The sequence below is a fragment of the Bacillus sp. EB01 genome, from assembly GCF_000613125.1.
GTDB lineage: Bacteria > Bacillota > Bacilli > Bacillales > Cytobacillaceae > Bacillus_D.
The window spans coordinates 4269689-4294985 of record NZ_HG964497.1 but is presented as its reverse complement, the minus strand read 5'-3'; the positions used below and the strand labels follow the sequence as shown (position 1 = coordinate 4294985).

The window sequence follows — 25297 nt, the reverse complement described above, 5'->3', positions numbered from 1 at the left end:
CTAACTGGCAGTAACCATACTATAGAGTACTATAAAATTGTATTAACATGGCTCTAAACAACCATAAAATTAAAATCAATGTAGTGAAAATTAACTAGTCGCCCGGAGATGTTTCACGGAAAATACAATTTGTTTTCTTATCATTCAAAATTTGTAATACCCACCAAAAAAAGGTAAACTCAAATTGCAAACTATTACCACATATCTCCATCAGAATTAACTAAAAGGGGTTGTCTCAATTGTATAATAGAAATCGAAAGTGGATTCCAGGTGCTATGTACCACATCACCTGCCGCGGAACCAGAAGAGCCGCTTTATTTTACTCCAATGAGGACAGGCAGGCATTCCTATTATTCTTGGAAATCGCAATGAAACGCTATCCTTTCAAACTCCACGCATTCTGCTTAATGACAAACCACGTCCATCTGCAAATCGAAACAATTTCCCATCCTATATCAAAAATCATGCAATTCATCAATTGGAATTATAGAAATTTCTTCAATAAAAAGAATGGTCATTCCGGCCATGTTTTTGATAAACGATACAGTGCTGTTCTTGTAGATAGCTGGAGGTATGTAGTCGACCTAAGCAAGTACATCCACCTGAATCCTCTTAAAGCAGGTCTGGTCAAAAAGTTGGAGGACTACATTTGGAGCAGTTACCCCATCTACGCCCGTATTGGAAATTCCGATTTGGTTACCACAAACAAAATCCTTTCCTTTTTTCCTGAACCTCAAACCGAAAATTACCTTAGCTATCACTATTCCCCTTCGCCTTTGCATCATTTTTGACCAAACCACCACTGCCATTTAAACTGAGAAAGTATGGTAATAAAAACAGAAAATGGGGGAGCGGGAATGCTGGAGATAAAGAGGCTTACTGAATGTACATATGATCAAGCTTTGACAGCATGGAACACAGGTTTTGAGGGGTATTTTGTTAATTTGAACATGACACATGAAATGTTTCTAAGAAGGTTTCCGATGGAGAATCTAAAACCCTCACTGAGTGTGGCCGCTTTCTTCGATGGAGAGCCTGCCGGGCTTATCGTTAACGGTATCCGATTGATCAATGGTACGAAAATAGCCTGGAACGGCGGGACTGCGGTTGCCACAAAGTTCCGGAAACAAGGCGTTGGCCGGGCGCTAATCAACGCAACGCTCGATATTTACAAACAAGAGGGCGTTGAACTCGCGATGCTTGAAGCCATTACGGGTAATGACAAAGCGATTGCGCTTTATGAAAGTGTCGGTTACGAAATAGTTGATAACCTTGAGTATCTGGAACTGGCCGGTAAACTAACCGAAAATCCAATTGCACATAATTCAACGTATAGACTACGTAAAGCATATCCAATTCAGGCAGGCCTGCTGCCATTTTATAAAGGTGAGAATCCTTGGCAAACCCACTGGCAAAGCGCCCGGGATGCAGAAGCTGTTATACTGGCTGACGGAAACGGCCGGGACGCAGGATATGCATACTTTAGGAAAGCATTCAATGAAAAAGGGAAGCACATCGCAACGACTATTTACCAGTGCGAATCCGATGAAACAAGAGCAGATAGCCGTGAAATCATACAGGCACTAGTAAACTACTGTTTCGGCCCGTTTGATGATGATATCAGAAGGGTAGTCCTAAACCTTCCACTGGAAAAAAGCAAACTCCCCCATGAAGTTCTAAAGAAAATCGGCTTTAAACCATTTGTCAATCAAGTGATGATGAACAAGAAAATGGTCTAGTGGAGGGAATACGTATGGAAATAAAGAAGCTTAATAGAGAAGAGCTTTTGGAGTTTGCCGATATCACAGTGCAGGCGTATCCAGCCAATCGGGAAAATACCGATGAATATAAGCAAAAGCTTGCCGATACTTATTTTAAGAACCAAGAAGAATCAGGGAACACAGAATATTATGGGCTATTTAGAGATAGTAAGCTGCTAGGCGGAATGAGGCTTAATACTTTTGAGATGAATTTTTTTGGAATAATAGTCCGCACTGGCGGGATAGGCTCTGTTGCGGTCGATCTTTTACATAAAAAAGAGAAGGTGGCCAAGGCGCTGGTTGAATTCTACCTCCGCCACTTCCGTGAACAAGGCGTTTCTTACGCTATGCTATACCCATTCCGACCTGATTTTTATAAAAAAATGGGGTTTGGTTATGGTCCAAAAATGAACCAATATAGAATAACCCCGAACAGCTTTCCACTGGTAAGCAAGGAAGGACTATCCCTGCTTACAGCGGGGGACCAAGAGAAAATTAAGGAATGCCATAATCGATATGCTGCCAGGACACATGGAATGATAATGAAAACTGATTGGGATTCAGCTGCCATCTTTAAAAATCCGGATAATCGGGTTGTAGGAGCGATTGAAGGAGACCAATTAAAAGGTTATCTTATTTTTGGGTTCGAACCAGCAGCAAGCAGCAATTTCCTGCGCAACAATCTGGTAATCAGGGAAATGGTGTATGAAACGCCGGACGCTCTAGCCTGCTTGGCCACATTTCTCCACACCCAATCTGACCAGATAGAACGGGTAATAATTAATACCCAGGATGACGCACTTGAATTTATGCTTGGGGATGTCCGTAATGGCAGCGGCAACCTGATTCCGAGCGTTTACCACGAATCCAATACAGCCGGGGTAGGAATCATGTACAAAGTGCTAGATTTTGATTCTTTAATAAGTGACCTTGAAGGACGTAATTTTAACGGAGTGAGCACCTGCTTTTCATTGACAGTAACCGACAGCTTTGAATTAAATGAACCTCGTAAACTCGGACTGCGCTTTACAAACGGGATAATTTCAACGGCCGAATTACAGGAAGCTGAATTTGATATCGAGTTGGACATTGCTGACCTGTCTTCCTTGTTTATTGGTGCGGTGGATGCAAGGCGGCTTTATGGTTATGGCAGGCTGCGAATTTCAGATTCTTCCTTCTTTGAAATGGTAGTAAGAGCGTTCCAATCGCCAGAAAAACCAATTTGCATGAGGGCGTTTTAATTTCTATAATCTATCAAAAAAGGGACGTACCCGTTGCGGTGCGTCCCTTTCGATTAGACAGACATGTCTTTCTTTTCGCGGTTTGTATTTTTTCCTGCTCTTTTAGCCTTGTAGAGGGCGGCATCCGCTGCACTTAACAGGTGATGCGGTGAAAATTGATTGTCAGGGACGATGGTCGCATACCCAGCGCAGACAGTGACAACTTCATCAACCGCCGAGGCGGAATGGGGGATCTGTAAGTCTCTTACTGTTTTCCTGATCGTGTCGGCAATCATCATTGCGCCGGCTGTATCGGTTTCCGGCAGAAGAACGATAAATTCTTCACCGCCATAACGGGCCGCCAAATCCCGCGGGCGTTTTACTGTTTCACGAATCGTAGAAGCGACCCTCTTTAAGGCATCATCCCCGGCAAGATGTCCAAATGTATCGTTATATTGTTTAAAGCAATCTATATCGAGCATAATCGCGGAAAGAGGGGTGCCATGCAGCTTATTGCGTTCCCACTCTTTTTCTAACGATTCCTCCATATAGCGGCGATTTGGAATGCCGGTTAATCCATCCATGGATGATAACATTTTTAAAAAATCATTCGCTGATTCAAGGCTCGCTTCCTTTTCCATACGTTGGGTAGCATCACGGGAAACTGCCAAAATCGATTCGACTTCACCTTTATCATTCCGGAGTGATTTTGCAACCGTTTCAAGCCAAATGAAACCGCCATTTTTTATTTTGTAACGATAGAGGAGTGAGAAATAGTCCTCTTTTTTCTCGTCCAAAAGCAGCCTCCGTTGCTCGAACTTTTCGACATCATCCTCATGAAGAAAGCTAAAGACGTTTTTACCTATCAATTCATTTGGTTCAAAGCCAAGCGTTTCCCTGCAGGATGCTGATATGAAATCATAAACGCCGGTTGGGGATAGGAATGCAATCATGTCCTTTGAGTTTTCCGTAATGAACCGGTACCGTTCATTTGCCTTCCGCAGACTTTTCTCAAGCTTTCTTCTCGCAGTCACGTCGCGGAAGATCGCGAGGATTGAGGGCTCACCTTCATATTCAATCGCCTTATGAGTCATCTCGATGGTGATTTTCCTTCCATTTGGAGCGGAAATAGTTAAATTCCGGATTTCGGTTTCACCCCAAGTTTCCTGAAGTTCAGTGAGCACTTCATTGGTTTTTTTATGATAGCTCTGGCTGATAAAATCGTAAATACGACGCTGAAGGATTTCTTTAATTGACATGCCAAGGAGGGAAGCAGCCTTATTATTTGCGAAGATAATTTGCCCTTTACGATGGACAACTATTGGTTCAGGGGAATACGCAACAAGATCACGGTACCGCTTCTTGCTCTCCTCCAGATCTTTTTTCAGCAGTTTTTCTTTCGTGATATCTTCGACGTTGGCTATTGCGTATGACACATCACCTGATGGGTCCAGGACAAACGAGACGCATAGCTTACCAATAAATATTGATCCATCCTTTCTCCGAAATCGCTTCTCCTTTGTATAAGGCAGTTTTCCTTTCAATTGTTGGCGAAAAAAATCTTTATCCTTTTCAAAATCGTCTCTATTTGTAAATTCAAGAAACGAGATACCTAAAAGTTCTTCTTTTGCAAACCCAAGCATTTCCTGGAATTTAGGATTTGCATCAATTAGATTGCCATCCTTGTCGGCAAGCCAAATACCAAGCGCGGAATGGCTGAAAATGGATTCAAGGCGGAGATTGTTTTCGATAAGTTCTTCCTGTGTTTTCTTTACCTTTGACCGGTTTTTTTCTGCAAGATGTATCTGGATGAGAGAAAAAAGGCAAAGCAAAATGGCCAGGAATGGGATTGGGTCCGATAGTCCTGTATTACTTATCGAGTATATGTAAAGTCCGGTTAATAATGTTCCAACAATTATCAGTGTACGATATATCACACAAATCACCCAAGATAATTATACAGCATGATTGCTGTTTAAGTATGGAAAATTTTGAAGGATAAAGTAAAAAACCCGGTTAAAAAACCGGGGTTTTATTTTGAACTTGAATTGCAAACAAGGGTGCTCCCGCACTAGCCTATGCAGCTACATCCCTTTTTGAAAATACGTAAAAAGCAAGGAAGTGAAACAAAACAAAGTAGATAATTAGCATACTAATTGAAAACCCCAATGTCATACCTTCGATTGGAGGAGTTCCATCAAGATATACGGTTAAATCAGTATTGGCGAACAGAAAGAACTTTGTCCATTCAAATTTGCTTGCCAACAGCATAGTAATTGTACTGCCAGTCATGAGGAGGAACAGGGAAATCCCAATTGCCAGTGAGCTATTCCGAAATACCGCGGATATCATAAACGCCATAGTCGCCACCATCAAAACATCAATCGAATTAAGTAAATATTCGGCTAGAAGCTGTATAGCAACACTCCTTTCGACAATCTGACCATTAGAATAGGCTAGATGCGGAGCCGGACTATCCGGGAACCCGAAGAGGGCAAGCCCAATAAAGAATGATAGGAGAAAAAGGATGGCTAGAAGCCCAATCCCAAATAAAAGGACCGCCAGATATTTGGAAAGAAGAATCTTCCAGCGCCCCATTGGCCTGATGAGAAGGAGCTTTACTGTACCCCAGGAAAATTCCGAAGAAACAATCCCCGCCGCAATCACAATTGCGAATAAGCCAACGAGGCTAATGAAGTTCTTTGAGTCCCTTACAAATGACCAGGCAGTTGTTCCTGTTTCAGGTGCCAGGTTATTTTTGATTTGATACTCCTTTACGGCAACTTCGCGTTCATAAAACATTTTTAAATTGGCGTTCGTGTCTTTGAAATCCTCCAGGGTAGCCCGGTCATTGATCAGCTGTTTTTCGAGATCCAACTTCCACTGGGTATTTTCCTTCGGCGGATTTTCCATTTCTTCGTACTTTGACAGGCCTGCCATCCCCATGACGAGAACAACTACCAGACCAATCATCACATACGTTCCAGCACGGCTGAAAATTTTAACTAATTCATTTATGACAAGGTTTTTCATTCTGCCGTTCCCCTTTCAGAGGTTATTTCAAGGAAACGGTCTTCTAAAGTTTTCGCTTCGGCTCTGACCCCGAATACAGACACATCCGAATCGATAAGTTTTTTTAGCAAAATAGGAACCTTATCCCTTGTTACCAAAGCTGTAAAACCATCTTGGGAAAGGCAGGCGTTCCATTCTTCTATTAACCAGCTGGATTCCTGATCTAACGGGCCAGTTTCAAAAAAATAAGCCTGCTGAGTTTCTCCAATCATTGAACGAACATCTTGGACATCAATCAGCTCTCCTTCCTGAATAATCGCAATCCTGTCACACATTAGTTCCATTTCTGATAAAAGATGGCTCGAGACGATGACGGACATTCCTTTTTCCCTGGCCAGCATCCGCAGGTGATCACGGATTTCACGAATCCCTGCCGGGTCAAGTCCGTTGGTCGGTTCATCTAATATTAGTAATTTCGGATCATGGAGAAGGCATTGCGCTAGGCCAAGCCGCTGTCTCATTCCGAGAGAATACGTCTTCACCTTATCGTGTATTCTGTCTGTCAGGCCTACAAGTTCTACAATCTCTGCAATCTTTTTCTTCGGAATACCACCTTGCATACGGCTGTATTGAAGGAGATTTTGATAGCCCGATAGAAACTTATACATTTCTGGATTTTCAACAATGGCGCCCACATTGCGGATTGCACCTTCAAAGTCTTGCTTTACACTTTTTCCGCAAATGATGATATCGCCGTCTGTAATGTCCATCAGGCCGACAATCATCCGGATTGTTGTTGTTTTTCCGGCTCCGTTTGGCCCCAGGAAGCCAAACACCTCACCGTTCCGGACGGAAAAACTGAGCCGATTGATAATTGTTTTATTCTTAATTTGTTTTGTTACATTTCTTAATTCCAATACAGTTTCCATAACAAGCCTCCAGATTTGTCTAGCAACCAGTGTTCTAGTTTAATAGTACCGTACTATCTGTTGGTTTTAAATGGTATGAAAGAGTAAAATATACAGGACAGTATAAATGGGGGAGCAAAAAATGGGATATAAGTTTTTAAAAGAATATTTGGATTCTCTCGAACTAAGGGAGAGTTTCAACCAGCTTGCTGGTGAAGTATTTGGGATTTCCTTTTATAGTTGGATGGATAAGGGGTATTTAACATCAAAATATATACCTTACTCCTTTATAGTTGACGATAAAGTTGTAGCCAATGTTTCGGTTAACAAAATTGGACTTATCATCAAAGGTGAGGAGAAGAAAGGAATACAGATTGGTACAGTGATGACTCATCCTAATTATCGAGGACAAGGATTATCACGAAAACTGATGGAAAGTGTCCTCGAGGATAATAAGGGAAAATATGACCTGCTATACCTGTTTGCTAACCAGACCGTTTTGGATTTTTATCCGAAATTCGGACTTTTCCCAGTCGCTGAAAAGGTGTTTTCATTGGAGGTTACAAGCAACTCTAGCTCCTTTTGTAAGGGAAGAAAACTGAATATGGAAAACAACACAGACAGGAATTTTCTTTATAGATTCGCTTCAACGAGATTGCCTGTCTCCAATACTTTTTCTGCTTTAAATTCTGTGGAACTACTAATGTTTCATAGCTTAAACGTGTTCCCCGGAGGGATTTATTATCTTGAGGAGGAAGAATGCATTGCTATATTCGAAGAAGAAGGCGATGTTTTGCACGTTTACGATCTTGTTTTTCAAAAAGAGGTTAATTTGAAACGAATTCTTTCAAGAATTTCAAGTGGGGCTGTAAAAAGGGCTATTCTTCATTTCACACCTGAGGAACAGGAACTTCCTTTCAAAATTGAAAAATATTATGGGAGTGAAGTTCTATTTGCACTTTTGGATAACGGAACAACCTTGCCCGAAGTATTCAAACACCCACTGACTGCGCAGGCGTAGAGTCTAAAGTAATAATAAAGAAGAGGAGCTGAATGTTTTGCGGAATATGCCATTAGAAAAAAGAGGGATTACAAATAGCCGGCTGGTACTGGGATGCATGGGTTTTGGAGGGGACTGGGATAACAGCCCAATCACAAGTGAACAAGTGTTTCTTGCTGAAAAAGCTGTAAATGCCGCTTTGGAAGCTGGGATTACAATGTTTGACCATGCGGATATATACACTAGGGGAAAGGCTGAAACGATTTTTGGGAAGGTTCTGCAAAGCAAGCCTGAGTTAAGGGAGAAAATAGTTATTCAGAGCAAATGTGGAATTCGTTTTCAGGATGAAATGGGACCAGGGCGCTATGACTTTTCAAAACAGCATATTCTATCGTCTGTTGATGGAATTCTTTCCAGGCTGGGAATCGAGTATTTAGATATATTGCTATTGCATCGCCCGGATCCGCTGATGGAGCCAGATGAAGTAGGGGAGGCTATCCGTTTGCTTGAGGAAACAGGCAAGGTGCGCAGTTTTGGCGTTTCGAATATGAACGTGGGGCAAATGAAACTTATCCATACATATAGTGGTATCCCATTGGTAGTAAACCAACTTGAAATGAGCCTTGGCAAGCTCGACTGGCTTGACCAGGGGATTCATGTCAACCAGGCTGCAGGGATGGAGAGCCATTTTGCGGATGGGCTGATCGAACATTGCATGCGGAAGGAGATTCAGCTTCAGGCCTGGTCACCGCTGGCACGAGGCATATTAACCGGGAGTGGTGCATTTACAACTGAACACGAGAAAGTTACCGCGGAATTGGTCGATAAAATGGCCTCCGATAAAGAAACAACTAAAGAAGCGATTGTCCTTGGCTGGCTCATGCGCCATCCCGCCAGGATCCAGCCGATCATTGGGACAACTAATTCTGAAAGAATCCTAAACTGCAAGGATGCGGTCAATCAAGCTGAAAATATGACAAGGGAAGAATGGTACTCTCTTTATGTTAGCGCAAGAGGGAAAAGACTTCCTTAAATATGGCATTGAAACGACCCAAGGGCCCCGAACTTATTATTCCGGGGCCTTTACTTTAATTAAATTCGGGTCTGAAACCAATCAGTTGCGCTTTTTTGTCAACCCCTGTTTTTTGCTTCTCAGGGAAGGTAATGATCGAGCTAATGTATTCCCAACGGATAAGCAAATGGGTGACACAGGTTTCTTCAATTTGATTTTCTTCTGGGATGGCTGTACCGTCTTCATCCCTGACCAGTGTCTGTTTATAGCATGGGTTTTCCACCCAGATGCCTGAGTTTTCACTTTTTACTAGTTTGGCCAGATACCATTCATCCGGTTTATAAATTCCTGTTACATCCCCGGTCATCTCCACAGGAAAGTTTCGAAGCTTTATTTGGACCTTCTGGTTCTCAAAGTTGTCAAGATGCATTCAAATACTCCTTTCATCATCAAATATAAAATACCTCTCTTTTGTTCTTCCTTTTAGAGTGAAATATAAACATTTATTCCTCATTAGAATAATCCTTACAGAGACATATGTTGTATCCAATCCGTTTTTTAGGACTAAAGGCATTTGGGTTTAAAGCATTCTTTTTTACCGTACATTAACCCATGAGCACAAAAAAGCTTGGTTCTCCGAAGAAGAACCAAGCCTTATTTTCTCATACTATTCTTTTCGATATCCATGGTGCCCGCCATGGTGCCCGCCATGGTGCCCGCCATGATGCCCGCCGTGGTGCCCGCCATGATGCCCGTGGTGGTGTCCATGATGGTGTCCATGGTGATGCCCATGATGGTGTCCCGGATAGCCGTACCCAGGGTAACCGCCATAGCCAGGGTATCCACCATAACCAGGATAGCCGCCGTATCCAGGGTAACCGCCATAACCACCATAACCTGGATAGTTACCAAAGCCACCAAGGAGACCGCCGAAAATTTGTCTTTGGTCCATTTCTTTCCCCCCTTTTCCATTCACAATAGTTTATGTGGCCATGTCCTCCATTGTGAACCCAACTGTTAATCTTGGGTGAAAACAAGGGCTTTGGATAAAAAAAGAAATTACAGACACTCTAGTAGAAGAAGTCCTATTTCTGAGGAGGAGAAACAGTGATTACATTTTCATATATTTTGACAATGGTTTTAATTACTGGACTGATGGCAATTTTCGATATGGTTTTGTTTAAATTCAGTTTCTGGGAAGCGCTGTCCAATATAGTGGATTCAGAAGTATTCTACGGCAGGTTGTTTGTTATTAGTGGTGTGCTGATCGGGTTTGCTTTTAGTATTACTTCGGATATCCGTCTATTTTTTGGCAAGAAGAAAGGGTATATCAATAAGGAGAGCTGAAAGTGGCAAAAGAAAATATCTCATTGGTCCAGCTTCTGATGCTGGTTGTCAACTTCGAGCTCGGCAGTTCAATTGTTGTTGGATTGGGACAGGGAGCCGGCAATGATGCATGGATTGCTATTCTGGCAGCATCACTTTTTGGTGTAGCGCTTCTTTGGTTGTATTATGCCCTGTCTACAAGAATGGAAAATCATCATCTTTACACGGTAATCGAGTTCTGTTTCGGCCGGAAACTTGGCATAATCCTTGCGTTCTTTTACATCTCTTACTTTACATATTTAGCAGCCAGGGTCATCAGAGACTTTTGCGAATTATTATCATCTGCGATTCTGCCCAATACCCCTATGGAAGTTATGAGCCTGACGTTGTGTCTTGTCCTAGGTTATATTCTGTATTTAGGTATAGAGGTATTGGCTAGAACAAATGAAATATTCTCTCCTTATTTACTATTGTTCTTGCTAATGTTAACGATTTTCTTGATAGCGAGCGGGGGAGTAGAACCAAAGCAGCTGTTGCCCATATTTGGTAATGGGGCCTCACCAATTATAAAACAGGTGTTTCCCGAATTAATTACTTTTCCGTATGGGGAAATGGTTGCGTTTACGTTAATATTTCCTCTCGTAACAAGGAAGAGCCATATAAAGCATGTTGCGTTTTTAGGGCTGGCAACCGCAACCTTTCTATTGATTCTTGCCGAGATTCTAACGGTTACGTCACTAGGTGTCGATGCCATGCAGCGATCTAATTTTCCTTTGCTTACCGTAGCCCGGAATGTTTCCATTGGAGGCTTTGTTGAGAGGATTGAAGTCTTAGTCGTATTCATCATGCTGCTTGGGATTCTGGTAAAAAGCTCGGTTTTTTTGTTTGGCGCACTCAAAGGGATGGAATATGTTTTTCGCCTGCCTTTTCGATATTTCGCATTACCGGGAGCGATGTTAGTGTGTTTGTTCTCAGTTCTCGTCTCCGTTAATTTCGCTGACCATATTGAAGAAGGAATAAAGCTTGTACCGAAGTACTTGCACCTGCCTTTTCAAATTGGTCTTCCAGTAAGCTTATTTTTAACTATGATGATAAAACTATTTATTATGCAAAAAAAAGGGAATGGTCAAATCGATGAACATTCTTAAGCTTCTTGCCGCTAAAGCTCCGAAAAAAAAGCAGCAAACACCTAAAAGTTCAGCTAAACAAAAAGAGCCAATTTCTTCATTTTCAATCGTGGAGCTTGGCAAAGCAATCAATGAATCGTTCGGTAATTCAGTGGATATGAGGGCGATATCGGGAGAGATTTTCGGCAGCAAAGGGTATATCTTTTATTTGGAAAGTATGATTGACCAAAAGACACTTAAGCGAACAACGGCAAATCTTTTTGCTGCAAGAAATGACGGATCTGTCCCTGGGGCGCGTGATTTTATCAGTTTTTGCAAAGAGATATTCGGTGGTATCCGCCATACGATTATCGAAACGAAAGAAGAGATCATTTCTGCAATGCTGACTGGGTCGGTAGTAATCGTTCTCGATGGATTGGCTCAGGGAATTTCGGTTATGATGCCAAGCCAGGAAAAAAGGGCAGTCGAGGAGCCAACCGCACAAACGATTATTCGCGGCCCCCGAGAAGGTTTTGTAGAAACCTTGTCCGTCAATGTGAACCTAATAAGAAAAAGGATACGAAACGAACGTCTGTACTTTGAGAACTTTATTGTGGGAGAAGATACGAAGACGAATGTCTATATCGCTTATATGAAGGGAATTGCCAATGATTCGATAGTAGATGAAGTTAGACAAAGGATAAAAAGAATCAAAACGTCTGCAATATTTGAGTCCGGGAATGTCGAGGAGATGATTGTTGATAAAACGGCAACAATTTTTCCACTGGCAATGAATACAGAGCGGGCTGATACAGCAGCCGCCAATATTATGGAGGGCAAGATTGTCATTCTTGTAGACGGCAGCCCTTTTTGTCTAATTGTTCCCGCAGTTTTTGTTAATTTTTTCGAGATTTCCGAGGATTACTACCAATCGTTTATCCTTGGTTCATTTCTTCGAATTATCAGGTATTTGTCATTTATGCTGGCATTGCTCACTCCTTCTGTTTACGTGGGTGTTTTATCATTTCATCATGAACTCCTTCCGACAACATTGCTGCTGTCAATTGTTTCACAAAGGGAGGGTGTCCCATTTCCGGCAGTTGTTGAAGTGCTGCTGATGGAAATAACGTTTGAGATTCTTAGGGAAGCAGGAATTAGAACTCCTAAAATGATCGGCCAGATGGTCTCGATTGTCGGGGCTCTGGTTATCGGCCAGGCTGCTGCTGAAGCAGGAATTATTTCAAATGCAATGATTATTGTTGTTGCGATTACTGCAATTGCTAACTTTGCTTCCCCTGTATACAATTTTGCTGCAGCGGCCCGGCTGATGAGGTTTATCCTAATTATTGCAGCTTCCATCCTGGGGCTATATGGGGTACTGCTCCTATTGGTCGTCATGGTTGCACATCTTTGTTCTCTGCGTTCATTTGGCATTCCATATCTATCGCCCGTTGCGCCATTTATTGTCGAGGATCAGAAGGATGTTTTTGTTCGCTTCCCGTGGTGGGGTATGAAGAAACGGCCAAAGTTTCTTCTTACTGAGGAATCCTCAAAAACAACAGCGGAAGGCTCTCCTTCCCCTCCATCAATGAACGGGGGGAACGACCGTGAGTAAGAAATGTATGTTGCTAATACTTATCTCTGTATTTCTTCTAACTGGATGCTGGGATAAAAAGGAACTATCCACCATCTCGGTTATTACGGGAATGGCCATTGATAAGGGAGAAAAACATAAATATTTATTCAGCATTGAAGGTGTAAACGCGCGGGAGTTAAACCCGAAAACAACAACCGGTGTTTCCGCCTCTGTTGTTTACTCCATGGAAGGAGATTCTATTGCGGAGCTTGCCAGAAAAGTGAATTCAGGCATTGGCAGGCATGTAATTTATTCGCACATGAAAGTCCTGGTCATAAGTGAGGAATTGGCTAGAGAAGGAGTGCTTGAGTTTATCGATTATCTTGAACGCAATCGGGAAATTAGGGATGATTTTAATTTTATTGTTGCTAAAGACGCAAAGGCTGCCGATATTCTAAAGATTACCTATCAGGTTCAGAAATCATCGTCATTGAAATTATTTTCACAGTTGAGGACGATGAAGAAGGAATGGGGCGGGGACCCTAATGTTCATTTAAACGATGTTGTTTCAGCATTGACATCCCCGGGAAGGCAGCCTGTGATGCAAGCGGTCAGATTAACGGGTGACCCCGAAAGGGGCAGCAATGTTGGGAATATGAACAAGGTTACCCCTGACACAATGGTCGTTTCAGACTCGATGGCGGTATTTAAAGGTGCCAGGCTGAAAGGCTTTATGAACATGGAACATACAAGAAATTATCTTTGGCTGCAGGATGACATTCTACAGACATCAGTAGCCATTCCGTGTGGAAAAGAGGGACTGGTTACCTTAAGGATCTATAACACCAAAACAAAAACAAAAGCTGATATGGTTAATGGAAAGGCAAAAGTAAATGTGAGGATTCATGCGGTTGGGTATATAGAAGGCACTCAATGCTCTGAGGATCTTTCAAGTGTCCAAAGCTACGAAAAACTTCAAGATTATGCTTCCGACCATATAAAAATGACAATTGAAGGTACCGTAAAAAAAGCACAAGAAAAATATAAGGCTGATATTTTTGGATTTGGTGAAGTCTTATACCGGCAGCATCCTAAAACATTCAATAAAGTCGAAAAGAATTGGGATGAAGTGTTCACAAAAGGTGAAATTGATGTAGAAGTAAACTTTATTATTCGAAGGTCCGGTATCCGAACCAAAAGCTTCCTCCAAAATTTAAAGTGAAAAAATAAGATTGCCTGGCTCAGCCAGGCAATCTATTTGAATTCCTTTTATTGTTCTTTTGTTGAAGTATGCTTTGGTTTTTCAGGATCTCGCTGAGCCGAGATATCCTTGCCCTGCTCAACTTTTTTATTTTGCTCAACAGAATTGTTTTGGTCTTTTTTATTGTTTTCCATGATGATCCTCCTTTGAAAAATAAACTTTTGTCTATATAGGTTAAACTTAAGAGTTTCTGTGATTTCCGCTTCAGGCACTTCGCTTTCCACGGGCGGCCTGGGAGCCTCCTCGTCGCTTTGCTCCTGCGGGGTCTCCCACTGACCTTTTCTCCCGTAGGAGTCTTCGTGCCTTCCGCTCCAATCAATAAAGTGTCTGCACTTCAGCAATTTTTTAGTCGAACAAATAGAAAACATTTTTTTAGCTGGTTTTTTTAAGAGAACGAGTCTAACTGCCCGCGGTTTTAATACAAGACAATTTCCATCATCACAGTGTTTTAAAAACCTGTTTTGTATTTGTTTTCACTGGACGATTCATCCTTTGTATGGTCGCCATCTTTTTCTTCGCGCTGTTCCATGGCCAAGTCTTCCATCGGTAGTGGATCGACATTTTGCTCACTTTTAAACTTATCAAATAGGCTCTCTTTATTAGTAGGATATTGCTCAGGATTATCACGGTTCCCCTTCTTAAGGTGAAGTCCATGATCTTTGCGATTGCTGTCCATAAATGATCACCTCTCCTATAGCTATACCCCTTTTGTGGACAGACTAAAACGTTGAAATATTGTAACTAAAGCGGCGAAAAGAAATATGCATGTCTAAAAAGAAATATTTAACTGTACTGCCATATTATCGTTTTTTCAACATATCCTTTTACGAACAATAGTTTTACTTTTTGGAAAAATGGGTATAACAAACATGTTATTTTTGTTCTTAAAATTCTGGGATATAAGGTGATCTGTGTGAGCTATGGGCCATTGTTGATTATTGGGGGCGCCGAGGAAAAATACCAGGGTGTTACCATTCTAAGGAAATTCACCGAACTTTCACTTCAGAGAGAAGGGAAGGTTGGGATTTTAACAACCGCTACAAGGATTCCTAAAGAGGTTGGAAGAGAATATCAAAAGGTTTTTCGAAATCTCGGAATTGACGACCCAATTACAATTGACGTCGATTCGCGGGAAAAAGCGGAAGAAAAGCAAATATTGAAGGATGTAGAGGGATTATCCGCCCTTTTCATTACAGGTGGAGATCAAAGCCGCCTTACACAAATGATAACTGGTACAAAGCTCCATTCACTTTTTTTTGATAAATGGAAAAATGGCATGGTTCTTGGAGGAACAAGTGCAGGTGCATCAATTATGGGCAAACATATGATTGTCAGCGCACTTACGAAGGATTCCGATGAAATCCTCCAGGTAGAAATGGATAAGGGATTCGGTTTTATGAGCCAAATGTTGATTGATCAGCATTTTTCACAGCGGTCCCGGTTTGACAGGCTGCTTGGAGCCATTGCGGGTAATCCAGACTTAATGGGTATAGGAATAGATGAAAATACCGCGATTTTGGTTAACGGGCATACATTCGAAGTTATCGGTGAGCACCAGGTCCTTATCCTGGATGGAAAAGAAAACTCTTTCGTAGAAGTGACAACGAATGATGACGGAAGCGAAGAATTGACCCTTTCAAACTTCAAACTTCATACCCTCACACACGGCTACCGATTCGATCTGAAAAATAGAAAATTATTGATTAAAGGGGAGTAAATCATGGAGATCAAACGCGTGCGGTATTTGAAAGGACCAAATTATTTCAATTATAAGCCGACGATGTGGATCGAACTGGACTTGGAAGAACTAGAGTTCAGCCCATCAAACTCGCTTCCAGGATTCAATGATGCTCTTTTAAAATCAGTACCATCACTTCAAGACCATACATGTTCCCTGGGCTATGAAGGCGGATTTGTTGAAAGGCTAAATGAGGGTACCTGGATGGGCCATATTCTAGAGCATTTGGCAATTGAGCTTCAATATTTGGCCGGAATCAAAGTGAGACGGGGAAAGACGCTGACCAGCAGCAAAAAAGGCGTTTACTATGTTACATATGATTATAGGGAGCCTAAATCAGGCTTCTATGCCTTTGAAGCTGCAAAGGAACTAGTTGAACGGATATTGAATGGTGAAGCTGTTGTTGATGTGAAGCCTTATATAGATGAGATTGAACAATTATATTACGAAAATAAGCTGGGTCCTAGTACAGAAGCGATTTACAATGCTGCGTTTGAAAAAGGCATTCCTGTTGAAAGGGTTGGCACAGACAGTCTGGTAAGGATTGGTACCGGGAGTAAGCAAAAATTTGTTCAGGCTACGATAACGAGCCAAACCTCTCATATTGCTGTTGAGAATTCATGCGATAAGCAAATAACAAAGGAACTTTTGGCAGGGGCTGGGCTGCCGGTTCCTAAAGGTGAAACAGCAAGCTCGATGGAGGATATTTTTAAGACGGGCGAACGGGTTGGTTTTCCACTTGTCATTAAACCTTTAAATGGGCGCCAGGGCCGTGGTGTCTATACAAATATCAAGAGCAGGGAGGAGTTATTCTCCATTTTAAACTGCCTTGAAACTCCAGAGTCTGATTATATAGTTGAACGTTATTTTGAGGGCAGCGATTTTAGGCTGCTGGTTGTTGATGACAAGCTTGTTGCAGCAAGCATGCGCATTGCCCCATTCGTGATTGGCAATGGAAAGGATTCAGTCCGCGCATTAATCGAGGAGGAAAACAAGAACCCTCTAAGGGGAACTGGACATGAAAAGCCGATGTCCAAAATCCCACTCAATTCGATTGTTTCCTGTTATCTGGAAAAATCAAATTTAACACTTGATTCAGTGCCTGAACCAGGCAAAGTGATTCAAGTCGTCGGGAATGCGAATCTCTCGACCGGCGGCCTGGCGATTGATGTAACAGATGAAGTTCATCCTTCTATTCGACGGATGGCAGTGGCAGCAGCTAAAGCTATTGGGCTCGATGTTGCAGGTATCGATTTGATTTGTCCGGATATTACGAAAGAACTGGACAGAAATACAACAACAATTGTCGAGGTGAACGCAGCTCCAGGAATTCGGATGCATCATTATCCGTCAAAAGGTACACCTCGCAATGTTGGCAAAGCCATTGTTGACTATTTGTTTAAAACGCGTGAGGAAGCATCTATTCCTATTATTTCGGTTACTGGAACAAATGGAAAGACAACGACTACCAGGCTTGTTAAGCACTTCCTTGAACGGGATGGCTATACAGTCGGGATGACGAATTCTGATGGAGTTTATATAGGAGGGCAAACAATTGATGAAGGCGACTGCAGCGGTCCAATCAGTGCCCGGAAAATCCTTCATAGCCATGAGGTTGATGCTGCTGTCCTCGAAACTGCAAGGGGAGGGATATTACGGGAAGGACTCGCGTTCCGGCAATGTGATGTTGGGATTGTCACAAATGTAACTGAGGATCATCTTGGACTGGATGGCATTGAGGATTTTGGCCAGTTGGTGAAGCTAAAAAGGCTAATCCCCGAGGTTGTAATGGAAGGCGGATATTGCATCCTCAATGCTGACGATCCTGAGGTTGTCCAAATGGCAGCCTATACAAGAGGAAATATTATTTATACAAGCGTCTTTCACACAAACCACCATATTCATCAGGCAATTGAAAACGGCTGGACTGTCTGGTATTTGAACGAAGACAACTGGATTATTTGTGTTGAAAATGGCCAGGAAATCAAATTATTGCCGGCAAGTGATATCCCTGTTACGATTCATGGAAAAGCAAAATACAATATTTCGAACCTGCTGCAAGCGCTCGCGGCCGCATATTCACAAGGAGTTTCCTTTGAAGTGCTCAAGGAAAAGGCGTTGACCTTTATTCCTGATACTCAGCATTCTAAAGGTAGATTTAATACATTCCAGCTCGCGGGCAGAAATATCATTGTAGATTATGCTCATAACATTGCCGGACTTCACGCATTTTTCGATACCGCCCGCCATTTCAGGACCGGTACCACAACAACTGTCATTTCCTCACCAGGAGACCGGCAGGATCACGAAATTCGTGAGATGGCAAAGATTGCTGTCAGGAATGCTGATCGGATTATCATTAGGGAAGATGCCGATCTGAGAGGCAGGGCGCCCCTTGAAACTGCAAATATGATGCATGCCTCTGCACTAAAGGAAAAAGGAATTTCGAAAAAACAGCTACTTATCATTCCTGACGAATTGCAATCCTACTATGAAGCCTGGAACCGCTCGAAGGAAGGCGATACATTGATATTCCTTTTTGAAAAATACTCTGTAGTCTCTGAATTCATTTCGCAGATAAGCAATACAACCAATACACTCGTAAAAAAGATAATATAAGAATAAGGGTGTCCCAGAGGAAACTTTGGGACCCTTTTTTTGTTTGATAGGATACTACCTGGGCGGGGGAACCCTCCGTCACTAACTCCACATGGAAAGCCTCGGAAGTGGGAATTAGCATGAAGGTGGTTTTATCTAAACAATTATTTGTGGGAGATTTTAAATTCATTAGCCCTTCGCCAGTCTCTTTCATTTTTAATCGTGGATATAGGTTGTAAAGCGGCGAAGGATTCTTTTTTTATAAAAGCTTCGCATTGCCACTGTTTAAAAGGTATAATTAGATAATGTTTGTTTCATTCTTTTAATTTTGCTTGGGAGAGAGTATTATGTGGAAAAAGTGGATTATGCCCGCGTTTTTGCTAGTGTTGTTTATCATTTTCTTGCCATATAGCCTGCCGTTCATCTTTGCACTGGTTACCGCAGTCATGCTTGAGGGGCTAGTCAACTATTTCCAACGCAAGCTTAAATTGAGTCGGGTTAAAGCGGTAATAGCCTCATTCCTTTCGTTTTTGTTGATAATTGTTGTGATAGGTTACAATCTTTTCCTGATTTTGTTCCAGCAGGTCATTAAACTGTCTGAAAGTACACCAACCTTTGTCAAAGACTTATATGCTACGGGAATTAAACCCTTAATTAAACGTTGGGAATCGTACGCAGAGACATTACCTCCAGACGTAATATCATCAGTTGAAAAGACAATAGAAGAATCAGTCACTGCGTTAGACCAGTTTGTACAGAGCATTGTTCAATTCCTATTCGGATTCCTGACCGCGATTCCGGGCTTCCTGATAGAATTCCTCATTTACCTGGTTGCATTGTTCTTGATTAGCCTGGAACTTCCTTCCATTAAGGCTTCAATAAAAAGCCATCTAAGGGAAGAAACAAAAAATAAGGTATCGATTGTCCTCTATCAGCTTACGAAAGCTGGGGTAGGATTTATTAAGGCACAGATTTTCCTAAGTCTCATTACATATGTCCTGGCGTTTATTGGTCTGGCAATTCTAAACGTGAAGTATACTGCATTGCTTTCCTTACTCATTGTTATTGTCGATATCCTGCCAATACTCGGAACTGGATCTTTTCTTGTACCATGGGCTGTCATCTCATTTATTCAGGATAATCATTTCCTTGGTATCGGCCTTTTTATTCTGTTCCTTATCATTACCGTTGTCCGCAGGATTGTCGAGCCGAAGGTATATGCGACCAATCTTGGAATTTCACCGCTGGCATCACTAGTCAGCCTCTACATTGGATTCCAGCTTCTCGGCTTCATCGGCTTGTTTGCAGGACCGGCCATTGTGATTGTTTTTAATACGCTAATTAAAGTGAACGTAATAAAAATGAATTTTAAATTATGATTCCGGAAGGCCTGCGAAAAGCAGGCCTTTTCTATTTGTTCAGCACTACAAGGAATCCCTTGCTGGTCTTCAGGGTATTAGTAAAACCCATGGCGCGAATGTGCTTTTATTTGGGCATGAGCCCATTTATTAAAATGCTAGTGCACTTTTTAAGGTCATTGAATAGGATATATGGACTTAACAAAAGGAGGTAATGTTTAATGTCAGGCACTGGCGGTTACGGTGGAGGATTTGCCCTGCTTGTTGTACTATTCATTCTGTTGGTTATCATTGGGGCTTCCTGGGGCTACGGCGGTTACTAATTAAAAGGGGAGGTTCTTACATGCCATACGGTTATGGTCATGGATATGGTGGCGGATGTGGTTATGGCGGTTTCGCTTTGATTGTTGTCCTGTTCATCTTACTCATCATTGTAGGAGCAGCGTGTTTTAAATACTAAGTAATGGCAACAAAGCCGGTCTCCAACTTAGGAGACCGGCTATTTCTTTTTCATAAAAATCCATTAGCCCTATTAAAAACAGTACATATCTTTGTAAGTTTTAATCATCTCTTTCCCTGAAAAACGACTAGGTTCTCTATAGAGAAGGTATGCGGTTTTTCTTAGCTTCTCGACTAGAACCTGGTTCATTGGAAACAACCTTCTCATAAAATTTGTAGTTTTTTTAAAATAATTGTCGGAAAATAGGTTTTCACTAAGAGAAGCTGGGTAAATAGATGTAGTGCATTATTATATAAATATCAGGAGGGTAATCATGAAAAAGGGAGTTTACTTGTTTTTAAGTGTTCTTTTGCTAGTAGGGGTACTGGCAGGATGCAGCGGGGATAATGCCTCTACCTCCGCAAATACGAAAGATGGCAAAGTTGTTATTGATTTCTGGACCTTCTGGGGATCAGAAACGCGCAGACCGATTATAGAAAAAATAGTTAAAGATTTTAATGAATCTCAGGACAAAATTGAAGTGAAGCATACGTTCTTGCCATGGGGTGACATTTGGACAAAAAACCTCGCTTCTGTTGCAGCAGGAAACCCTGCTGATGTTGTTGTCAATGATATCAATTCCGTAGCACAGCGTGCAGAAAATAAACAAGCAGAAGACTTGAGTAAATACCTCGATGACTCCTTCAAGGATCAATTTTATCCGCATCTTTGGGAAACAGTCGAATATAAAGGCAAGCCATATGCTGTGCCATTCAATACAGATACAAGGCTCTTATTCTACAATAAAAAATTATTCAAGGAAGCTGGGCTAGACCCTAATAAGCCGCCAACAACATGGGCAGAGCTTGAAGAATATGCGAAAAAGCTGGATGTAAAGAAAGGGAACAAATTTGATCGATTTGGCTTTTATCCACTTTGGGGCAACATTGGAGCTAATTCATGGATGGTTAGTGCTGATGGTGGAAGAGGTTTTATAGATAATGGAGAATTGGCCATCAATACGCCAAAGAAGGTTGAAGCACTTGAATGGCTGACTAAATGGCAGGACCACTATGGCGAAAAGAATGTCCAAGCCTTCAAGGCTGAATTTGGAAGCGAGCAAGCAAATCCGTTCATTTCCGGTAAAGTCGCGATGATGGTTGAGGTCGGAACATTCTATACACAGCTCCGTGATTATGGAAAAGATATGGAGTTCGGTGTTGCGCCAATTCCTGCTTATGATGAATCTAGCAAGAATTGGGCGGATGGCGGCGGTTTTGTTGTTGAAATACCAAAAGGATCCGATAATCCCGAGGAAGCAGCTGAATTCATTAAGTATTTGACAAGCAAGCAGGCACAGCAATATTGGGGCGAGAAGAACTTCGATAACGTTGCTAATATTGAAGCCGCTAAAGCGGTAGCAGAATCACTTGATGGACAAGGCAAAGAAGTCTACGAGATGACAGTGAAAAACCTAGAAACAACTCAGATGTTCCCTGTCCCACTGGAATATCCTGACTATCAGAATAGAATTAATCCGCATGTCGATAATGTTTTCGCAGGCAAACTAAGCCCAGCCGAGGCCTTGAAAAAAGCAGAAGAAGACGTAAAGAAAATTAAAAAATAGCCAGAACAAAAGGCGCACACGCTAGGCGTTGAAGCTGGATTTAACTAAAAGGAGGGAAGGAAGGCTATGCCATCCATCTCTCTTTTATATAGTACGTAAAAAGGGGGATCGAAATGAAATCAGCTCAATCTGCAGAAGTGGCACTCCCGGAAGAGTCAGTGGTAAGCAGCGTATCTGCGAAAAAGAGTAAAACTCCAAGCGCAGCTGCGGATATGAAAACTCCAAACAAAAAGATAACTAGGGAGTTTAAAGAAAATATTTGGGGCTATTTGTTCATCAGTCCCTGGATTATAGGATTTATATGCCTGACAGCGGGACCGTTGCTGTTTTCACTTGCTGCCAGCTTCACGGATTATAATATTACATCTAAGATGAATTTTATTGGAATGGATAATTTCGTACGGATGTTCACTATCGACAATTTGTTTTGGACATCGCTATGGAATACTCTCTATTATGTTGTTTTTTCAGTGCCGCTTACGACTGTTGGAGCAATTTTGATTGCATTGTTGTTAAACCAAAAGATACTCGGAATGAAAATATTCAGGACGATTTATTATCTTCCGGCAATACTTTCGGGTGTGGCGGTTTATTTCTTATGGATGCAGCTGCTTAGCCCTTCAACAGGCCTTGTCAATACATTCCTTGGCTGGTTTGGTATCGATGGTCCCGCCTGGCTATTTGATCCGGAGTGGACAAAGCCCGGATTAATCTTGATGAAACTGTGGAGTGTAGGCGGCGGTATGCTCTTATATCTCGCAAGTCTCCAGGGAGTTTCAAAAGAAATGTACGAAGCAGCAGATATAGAAGGGGCAACGGGCTTACAGAAGTTCTACAATATTACCCTTCCTATGATTTCCCCTATCATCTTTTTCGATGTGATTACTAGTACAATAGGAGCATTCCAAATATTCCAGGAAGCCTATGTCATGAGTGAAGAAGGCAGCGGAAGACCTGCAAACTCACTGTTATTCTACAATCTTCATATGTGGAACAATGCATTTGAATTGTTTGATATGGGGTATGCATCGGCCATGGCATGGCTTTTGTTTATCATCGTGATGGTTTTGACTGTCTTAAACATGAAAATCGGAAAACGGTGGGTTTATTATGAAGGGGGAGATAATAAATGAGTGAGTATACTGCCCCGAAGTTTTATGAAACACGAAAATTCAAACGGAACCTTAAATCCTGGACTATTACGCTTATTCTGATTGCTGGAAGCATTGTCCTTCTTTTACCGTTATGGTGGATGGTATCGACATCATTAAAATCTCCAGCTGAAATAGCCCAATACCCGCCAACGTTCATTCCAAACGAATTTCATTTTGAAAATTATGTTGATGCCTGGAAAACAGCACCGTTTACACGCTGGGCTATGAATACGATGTTTATAGCTGTGGTCGGGACGATTGGAGCAGTACTTGTTAATTCCCTTGTTGCGTATGCGTTTGCTAAAATTCGTTTTAAAGGGCGCAATGCATTGTTTGTCATCGTCCTATCGACAATGCTGATTCCGGGGTTTGTGACAATGGTTCCTCAGTATATCCTCTTCTCCAAGCTCGGATGGTTGAATACGTACTTGCCTTTAATCGTACCAGCATTCCTTGGCAGTGCATTTTTCATTTTTTTGCTCCGGCAGTTTATGATGACCATTCCAAATTCGCTTATTGAAGCTGCAATACTGGATGGGGCGAACCACCTGCAGATTTGGTGGCACATCATGGTGCCTCTGACTAAGCCAGCGTTAATGACCGTCGCCATCTTTAACTTTACTGGAGCATGGAATGATTTATTGGGACCGCTGCTTTATATTAATGATGAAAGGCTATATACATTGCAAATTGGCTTGCAAACCTTTAAAGGCACTGTCCAGACACAGTGGCATTATTTGATGGCAATGTCCGTCATGGTATTGTTACCGATTGTATTGATATTCTTCCTGTTTCAGCGCTATTTTATTGAGGGATCGAATATCTCATCAGGAACAAAGGGTTGATTTTAGGGTTGGAACCCGGCAGCTGCCGGGTTTCATTTATTGAAAGCAAAAGTATGGTAAGAACTCCCACACTTTCCATGGAAGGTTTTTGTGAGTGATTTTCTACTCCTATTCATGTTAGCCTAGTTAAGAACTGAAAAAAAGGGAATTGGAGGAGATGAGAATGCAGAAACCTGCGTCATTGCTTCTTATGCCGGCCATGTTGCTCATGCTTGCCATCCCTGGATCGCTTTCAGCAAAATCCATAACTCAAGAAAAAAATGGCAGCACATTTGAACCGGCAAAAGAGAGAAAAATTAATATAGTTCAAAAGGATACACCGATAAAAAATCAACCAAAAGAAGATGGTCCTCAATTAACAAAGGAAGAGAAAGAACTGTTAGCGAGGCTTGTCCATGCAGAGGCAAAGGGAGAACCTTTTAAAGGGAAGGTCGCTGTTGCTGAGGTAGTTTTAAACAGAGTTGAGGATGGGCAGTTTCCGGACACCGTAAAAGAAGTAATTTATCAAAAACGGCAATTTGATCCAGTTGCGAATGGGGAAATTAACAAACCTGCTGGGAATGAAGCAAAAGAAGCTGTTGAAGAGGCTCTTGCTCCCGATGAAAAAGTAACGGAAGCGTTGTTTTTCTATAATCCTGAAATTGCTACAGACACCTGGATTCGCACACGTCCTGTCATTGAAAAGATTGGTGAGCACAACTTTTCAATCTAGACAAACGTTTTTGAATGATTTATATTCCCTTATCCTGAAAAATGGATAAGGTTTTTTTTATGTTCTCACATAAAAAATGAAAAGACCGGGCTTACTTTATGCCCGGTCACAATATAAAGATAGCTCAAAGCTGCACCTATCATGAAACATACACCACAGAGACATCCTTATACAAGAGGTCTTTCATAATCGGAAGTCTCAATTCCAGATGCCTCAATTGTATTTTTCCAAACGCTAAATTCTTCGATTTCCTTGGTCAGCTTTTTCCAAGTGAAGGCAATGATAGCTGCGTCATCAAGAATCCCTAAACCGACGATAAAATCGGGTACAAGATCAATCGGAGAAACGAAATAAATAATCGCACCGATGACCGCAAGAATGGTTCCTCGTGATACGTTCTTGTATTCTCCTTTTGACCAGGACCGAACCATTTCGAACAGAAGTTGAAGCTTATTCCATGCTTCACCGAGAGAGCCTTTATTGCTTTCAGCTTTTCCAAATGCCTTTTTTAAAAGGGACTCTGTTTCCTTTGGGTTGTCAATGTACTTTTGGGCTCGTCCTTCATACTTTTTCTGTTCACTTTCAAACTTGTTATCCATTCGGTTTCCCCTCTTTCCTAAAAAACTACTGCTTTAGGTAATTTTC

Annotated in this window: 25 protein-coding genes and 1 pseudogene; 18 read left to right on the top strand and 8 right to left on the bottom strand. The window is 41.8% G+C overall.

Annotated elements, in window-relative coordinates:
• Positions 1 to 239 precede the first annotated feature (239 nt).
• From TY16_RS20050 to TY16_RS20040, 3 genes are all read left to right on the top strand, one after another.
• Positions 240 to 791 carry a transposase gene (locus TY16_RS20050; RefSeq protein WP_052342806.1) on the top strand — a complete coding sequence of 184 codons (552 nt, stop codon included), beginning with the start codon at positions 240 to 242 and terminating at the stop codon, positions 789 to 791.
• Between the two features lie 66 nt (positions 792 to 857).
• Positions 858 to 1739: a GNAT family N-acetyltransferase gene (locus TY16_RS20045; protein WP_043933562.1), complete on the top strand. Its 882-nt coding sequence runs from the start codon at positions 858 to 860 to the stop codon at positions 1737 to 1739.
• A 14-nt stretch (positions 1740 to 1753) separates the two neighbouring features.
• A complete protein-coding gene (locus TY16_RS20040) occupies positions 1754 to 3001 on the top strand; it encodes a GNAT family N-acetyltransferase (protein WP_043933561.1) in 1248 nt (415 codons plus the stop codon).
• A gap of 53 nt (positions 3002 to 3054) precedes the next feature.
• On the opposite strand, the gene TY16_RS25395 is transcribed toward TY16_RS20040, so the two are convergent.
• The 3 genes and pseudogenes from TY16_RS25395 to TY16_RS20025 form a co-directional block, all read right to left on the bottom strand.
• A complete protein-coding gene (locus TY16_RS25395) occupies positions 3055 to 4917 on the bottom strand; it encodes a GGDEF domain-containing protein (protein WP_052342805.1) in 1863 nt (620 codons plus the stop codon).
• A 139-nt stretch (positions 4918 to 5056) separates the two neighbouring features.
• Positions 5057 to 6013, bottom strand: coding sequence for an ABC transporter permease (locus TY16_RS20030; RefSeq protein WP_043933560.1), 957 nt, complete (start codon positions 6011 to 6013; stop codon positions 5057 to 5059).
• A gap of 256 nt (positions 6014 to 6269) precedes the next feature.
• Positions 6270 to 6921: pseudogene (locus tag TY16_RS20025) on the bottom strand (ABC transporter ATP-binding protein); the annotation flags it as partial.
• Between the two features lie 121 nt (positions 6922 to 7042).
• Between TY16_RS20025 and TY16_RS20020 the strand changes: the two are divergent.
• Together TY16_RS20020 and TY16_RS20015 are read left to right on the top strand one after the other, a co-directional pair.
• Positions 7043 to 7921, top strand: a complete 879-nt coding sequence (locus TY16_RS20020) for a GNAT family N-acetyltransferase (RefSeq protein WP_043933558.1) — start codon at positions 7043 to 7045, stop codon at positions 7919 to 7921.
• Between the two features lie 37 nt (positions 7922 to 7958).
• Positions 7959 to 8933: an aldo/keto reductase gene (locus tag TY16_RS20015; RefSeq protein WP_043933557.1), complete on the top strand. Its 975-nt coding sequence runs from the start codon at positions 7959 to 7961 to the stop codon at positions 8931 to 8933.
• 55 nt (positions 8934 to 8988) lie between these two features.
• Here TY16_RS20015 and TY16_RS20010 read toward each other — a convergent pair whose 3' ends face one another.
• A complete protein-coding gene (locus TY16_RS20010) occupies positions 8989 to 9342 on the bottom strand; it encodes a hypothetical protein (RefSeq protein ID WP_043933556.1) in 354 nt (117 codons plus the stop codon).
• A gap of 237 nt (positions 9343 to 9579) precedes the next feature.
• A complete protein-coding gene (locus tag TY16_RS20005) occupies positions 9580 to 9864 on the bottom strand; it encodes a hypothetical protein (RefSeq protein ID WP_081773048.1) in 285 nt (94 codons plus the stop codon).
• A 155-nt stretch (positions 9865 to 10019) separates the two neighbouring features.
• On the opposite strand from TY16_RS20005, the gene TY16_RS20000 reads away from it, so the two are divergent.
• The 4 genes from TY16_RS20000 to TY16_RS19985 are packed head-to-tail and all read left to right on the top strand — an operon-like array spanning position 10020 to position 14142.
• Entirely contained in the window at positions 10020 to 10259 is a 240-nt protein-coding gene (locus tag TY16_RS20000; protein ID WP_043933554.1) for a hypothetical protein, read from the top strand.
• 2 nt (positions 10260 to 10261) lie between these two features.
• Positions 10262 to 11386, top strand: a complete 1125-nt coding sequence (locus tag TY16_RS19995; protein ID WP_043933553.1) for a GerAB/ArcD/ProY family transporter — start codon at positions 10262 to 10264, stop codon at positions 11384 to 11386.
• On the top strand, positions 11373 to 12959 hold the full coding sequence (locus TY16_RS19990; protein WP_043933552.1) for a spore germination protein: 1587 nt from the start codon (positions 11373 to 11375) through the stop codon (positions 12957 to 12959). The genes TY16_RS19995 and TY16_RS19990 overlap by 14 nt, the downstream gene beginning before the upstream one ends.
• Positions 12952 to 14142, top strand: a complete 1191-nt coding sequence (locus TY16_RS19985) for a Ger(x)C family spore germination protein (RefSeq protein WP_231505654.1) — start codon at positions 12952 to 12954, stop codon at positions 14140 to 14142. Before TY16_RS19990 ends, TY16_RS19985 begins: the two co-directional genes overlap by 8 nt.
• 47 nt (positions 14143 to 14189) lie before the next feature.
• On the opposite strand, the gene TY16_RS26365 is transcribed toward TY16_RS19985, so the two are convergent.
• Both TY16_RS26365 and TY16_RS19975 read right to left on the bottom strand, forming a co-directional pair.
• Complete coding sequence (locus tag TY16_RS26365; protein ID WP_155922289.1) at positions 14190 to 14315, bottom strand: 3-methyladenine DNA glycosylase; 126 nt, start codon at positions 14313 to 14315, stop codon at positions 14190 to 14192.
• 314 nt (positions 14316 to 14629) lie between these two features.
• The gene (locus tag TY16_RS19975; RefSeq protein WP_043933550.1) at positions 14630 to 14857 is read right to left on the bottom strand and encodes a hypothetical protein; all 228 of its coding nucleotides are present in this window, start codon (positions 14855 to 14857) and stop codon (positions 14630 to 14632) included.
• A 237-nt stretch (positions 14858 to 15094) separates the two neighbouring features.
• Here TY16_RS19975 and TY16_RS19970 point away from each other — a divergent pair, with 237 nt between their 5' ends.
• The 9 genes from TY16_RS19970 (at position 15095) to TY16_RS19940 (ending at position 24652) form a co-directional block, all read left to right on the top strand.
• On the top strand, positions 15095 to 15898 hold the full coding sequence (locus TY16_RS19970) for a cyanophycinase (protein ID WP_043933549.1): 804 nt from the start codon (positions 15095 to 15097) through the stop codon (positions 15896 to 15898).
• 3 nt (positions 15899 to 15901) lie between these two features.
• Entirely contained in the window at positions 15902 to 18538 is a 2637-nt protein-coding gene (gene cphA, locus TY16_RS19965; RefSeq protein ID WP_043933548.1) for a cyanophycin synthetase, read from the top strand.
• A gap of 326 nt (positions 18539 to 18864) precedes the next feature.
• A complete protein-coding gene (gene ytvI, locus TY16_RS19960; RefSeq protein ID WP_043933547.1) occupies positions 18865 to 19896 on the top strand; it encodes a sporulation integral membrane protein YtvI in 1032 nt (343 codons plus the stop codon).
• A gap of 200 nt (positions 19897 to 20096) precedes the next feature.
• A complete protein-coding gene (locus tag TY16_RS25880; protein WP_081773047.1) occupies positions 20097 to 20198 on the top strand; it encodes a YjcZ family sporulation protein in 102 nt (33 codons plus the stop codon).
• A gap of 20 nt (positions 20199 to 20218) precedes the next feature.
• Entirely contained in the window at positions 20219 to 20335 is a 117-nt protein-coding gene (locus tag TY16_RS25875; RefSeq protein ID WP_081773046.1) for a YjcZ family sporulation protein, read from the top strand.
• Between the two features lie 313 nt (positions 20336 to 20648).
• On the top strand, positions 20649 to 21941 hold the full coding sequence (locus tag TY16_RS19955) for an ABC transporter substrate-binding protein (RefSeq protein ID WP_043933546.1): 1293 nt from the start codon (positions 20649 to 20651) through the stop codon (positions 21939 to 21941).
• A gap of 113 nt (positions 21942 to 22054) precedes the next feature.
• Entirely contained in the window at positions 22055 to 23074 is a 1020-nt protein-coding gene (locus tag TY16_RS19950) for a carbohydrate ABC transporter permease (protein ID WP_331281066.1), read from the top strand.
• Complete coding sequence (locus TY16_RS19945; protein WP_043933545.1) at positions 23071 to 23940, top strand: carbohydrate ABC transporter permease; 870 nt, start codon at positions 23071 to 23073, stop codon at positions 23938 to 23940. The genes TY16_RS19950 and TY16_RS19945 overlap by 4 nt, the downstream gene beginning before the upstream one ends.
• A gap of 163 nt (positions 23941 to 24103) precedes the next feature.
• On the top strand, positions 24104 to 24652 hold the full coding sequence (locus tag TY16_RS19940; protein WP_052342804.1) for a cell wall hydrolase: 549 nt from the start codon (positions 24104 to 24106) through the stop codon (positions 24650 to 24652).
• Between the two features lie 167 nt (positions 24653 to 24819).
• Here TY16_RS19940 and TY16_RS19935 read toward each other — a convergent pair whose 3' ends face one another.
• Positions 24820 to 25251: a YkvA family protein gene (locus TY16_RS19935; protein WP_043933544.1), complete on the bottom strand. Its 432-nt coding sequence runs from the start codon at positions 25249 to 25251 to the stop codon at positions 24820 to 24822.
• Positions 25252 to 25297: the final 46 nt, after the last annotated feature.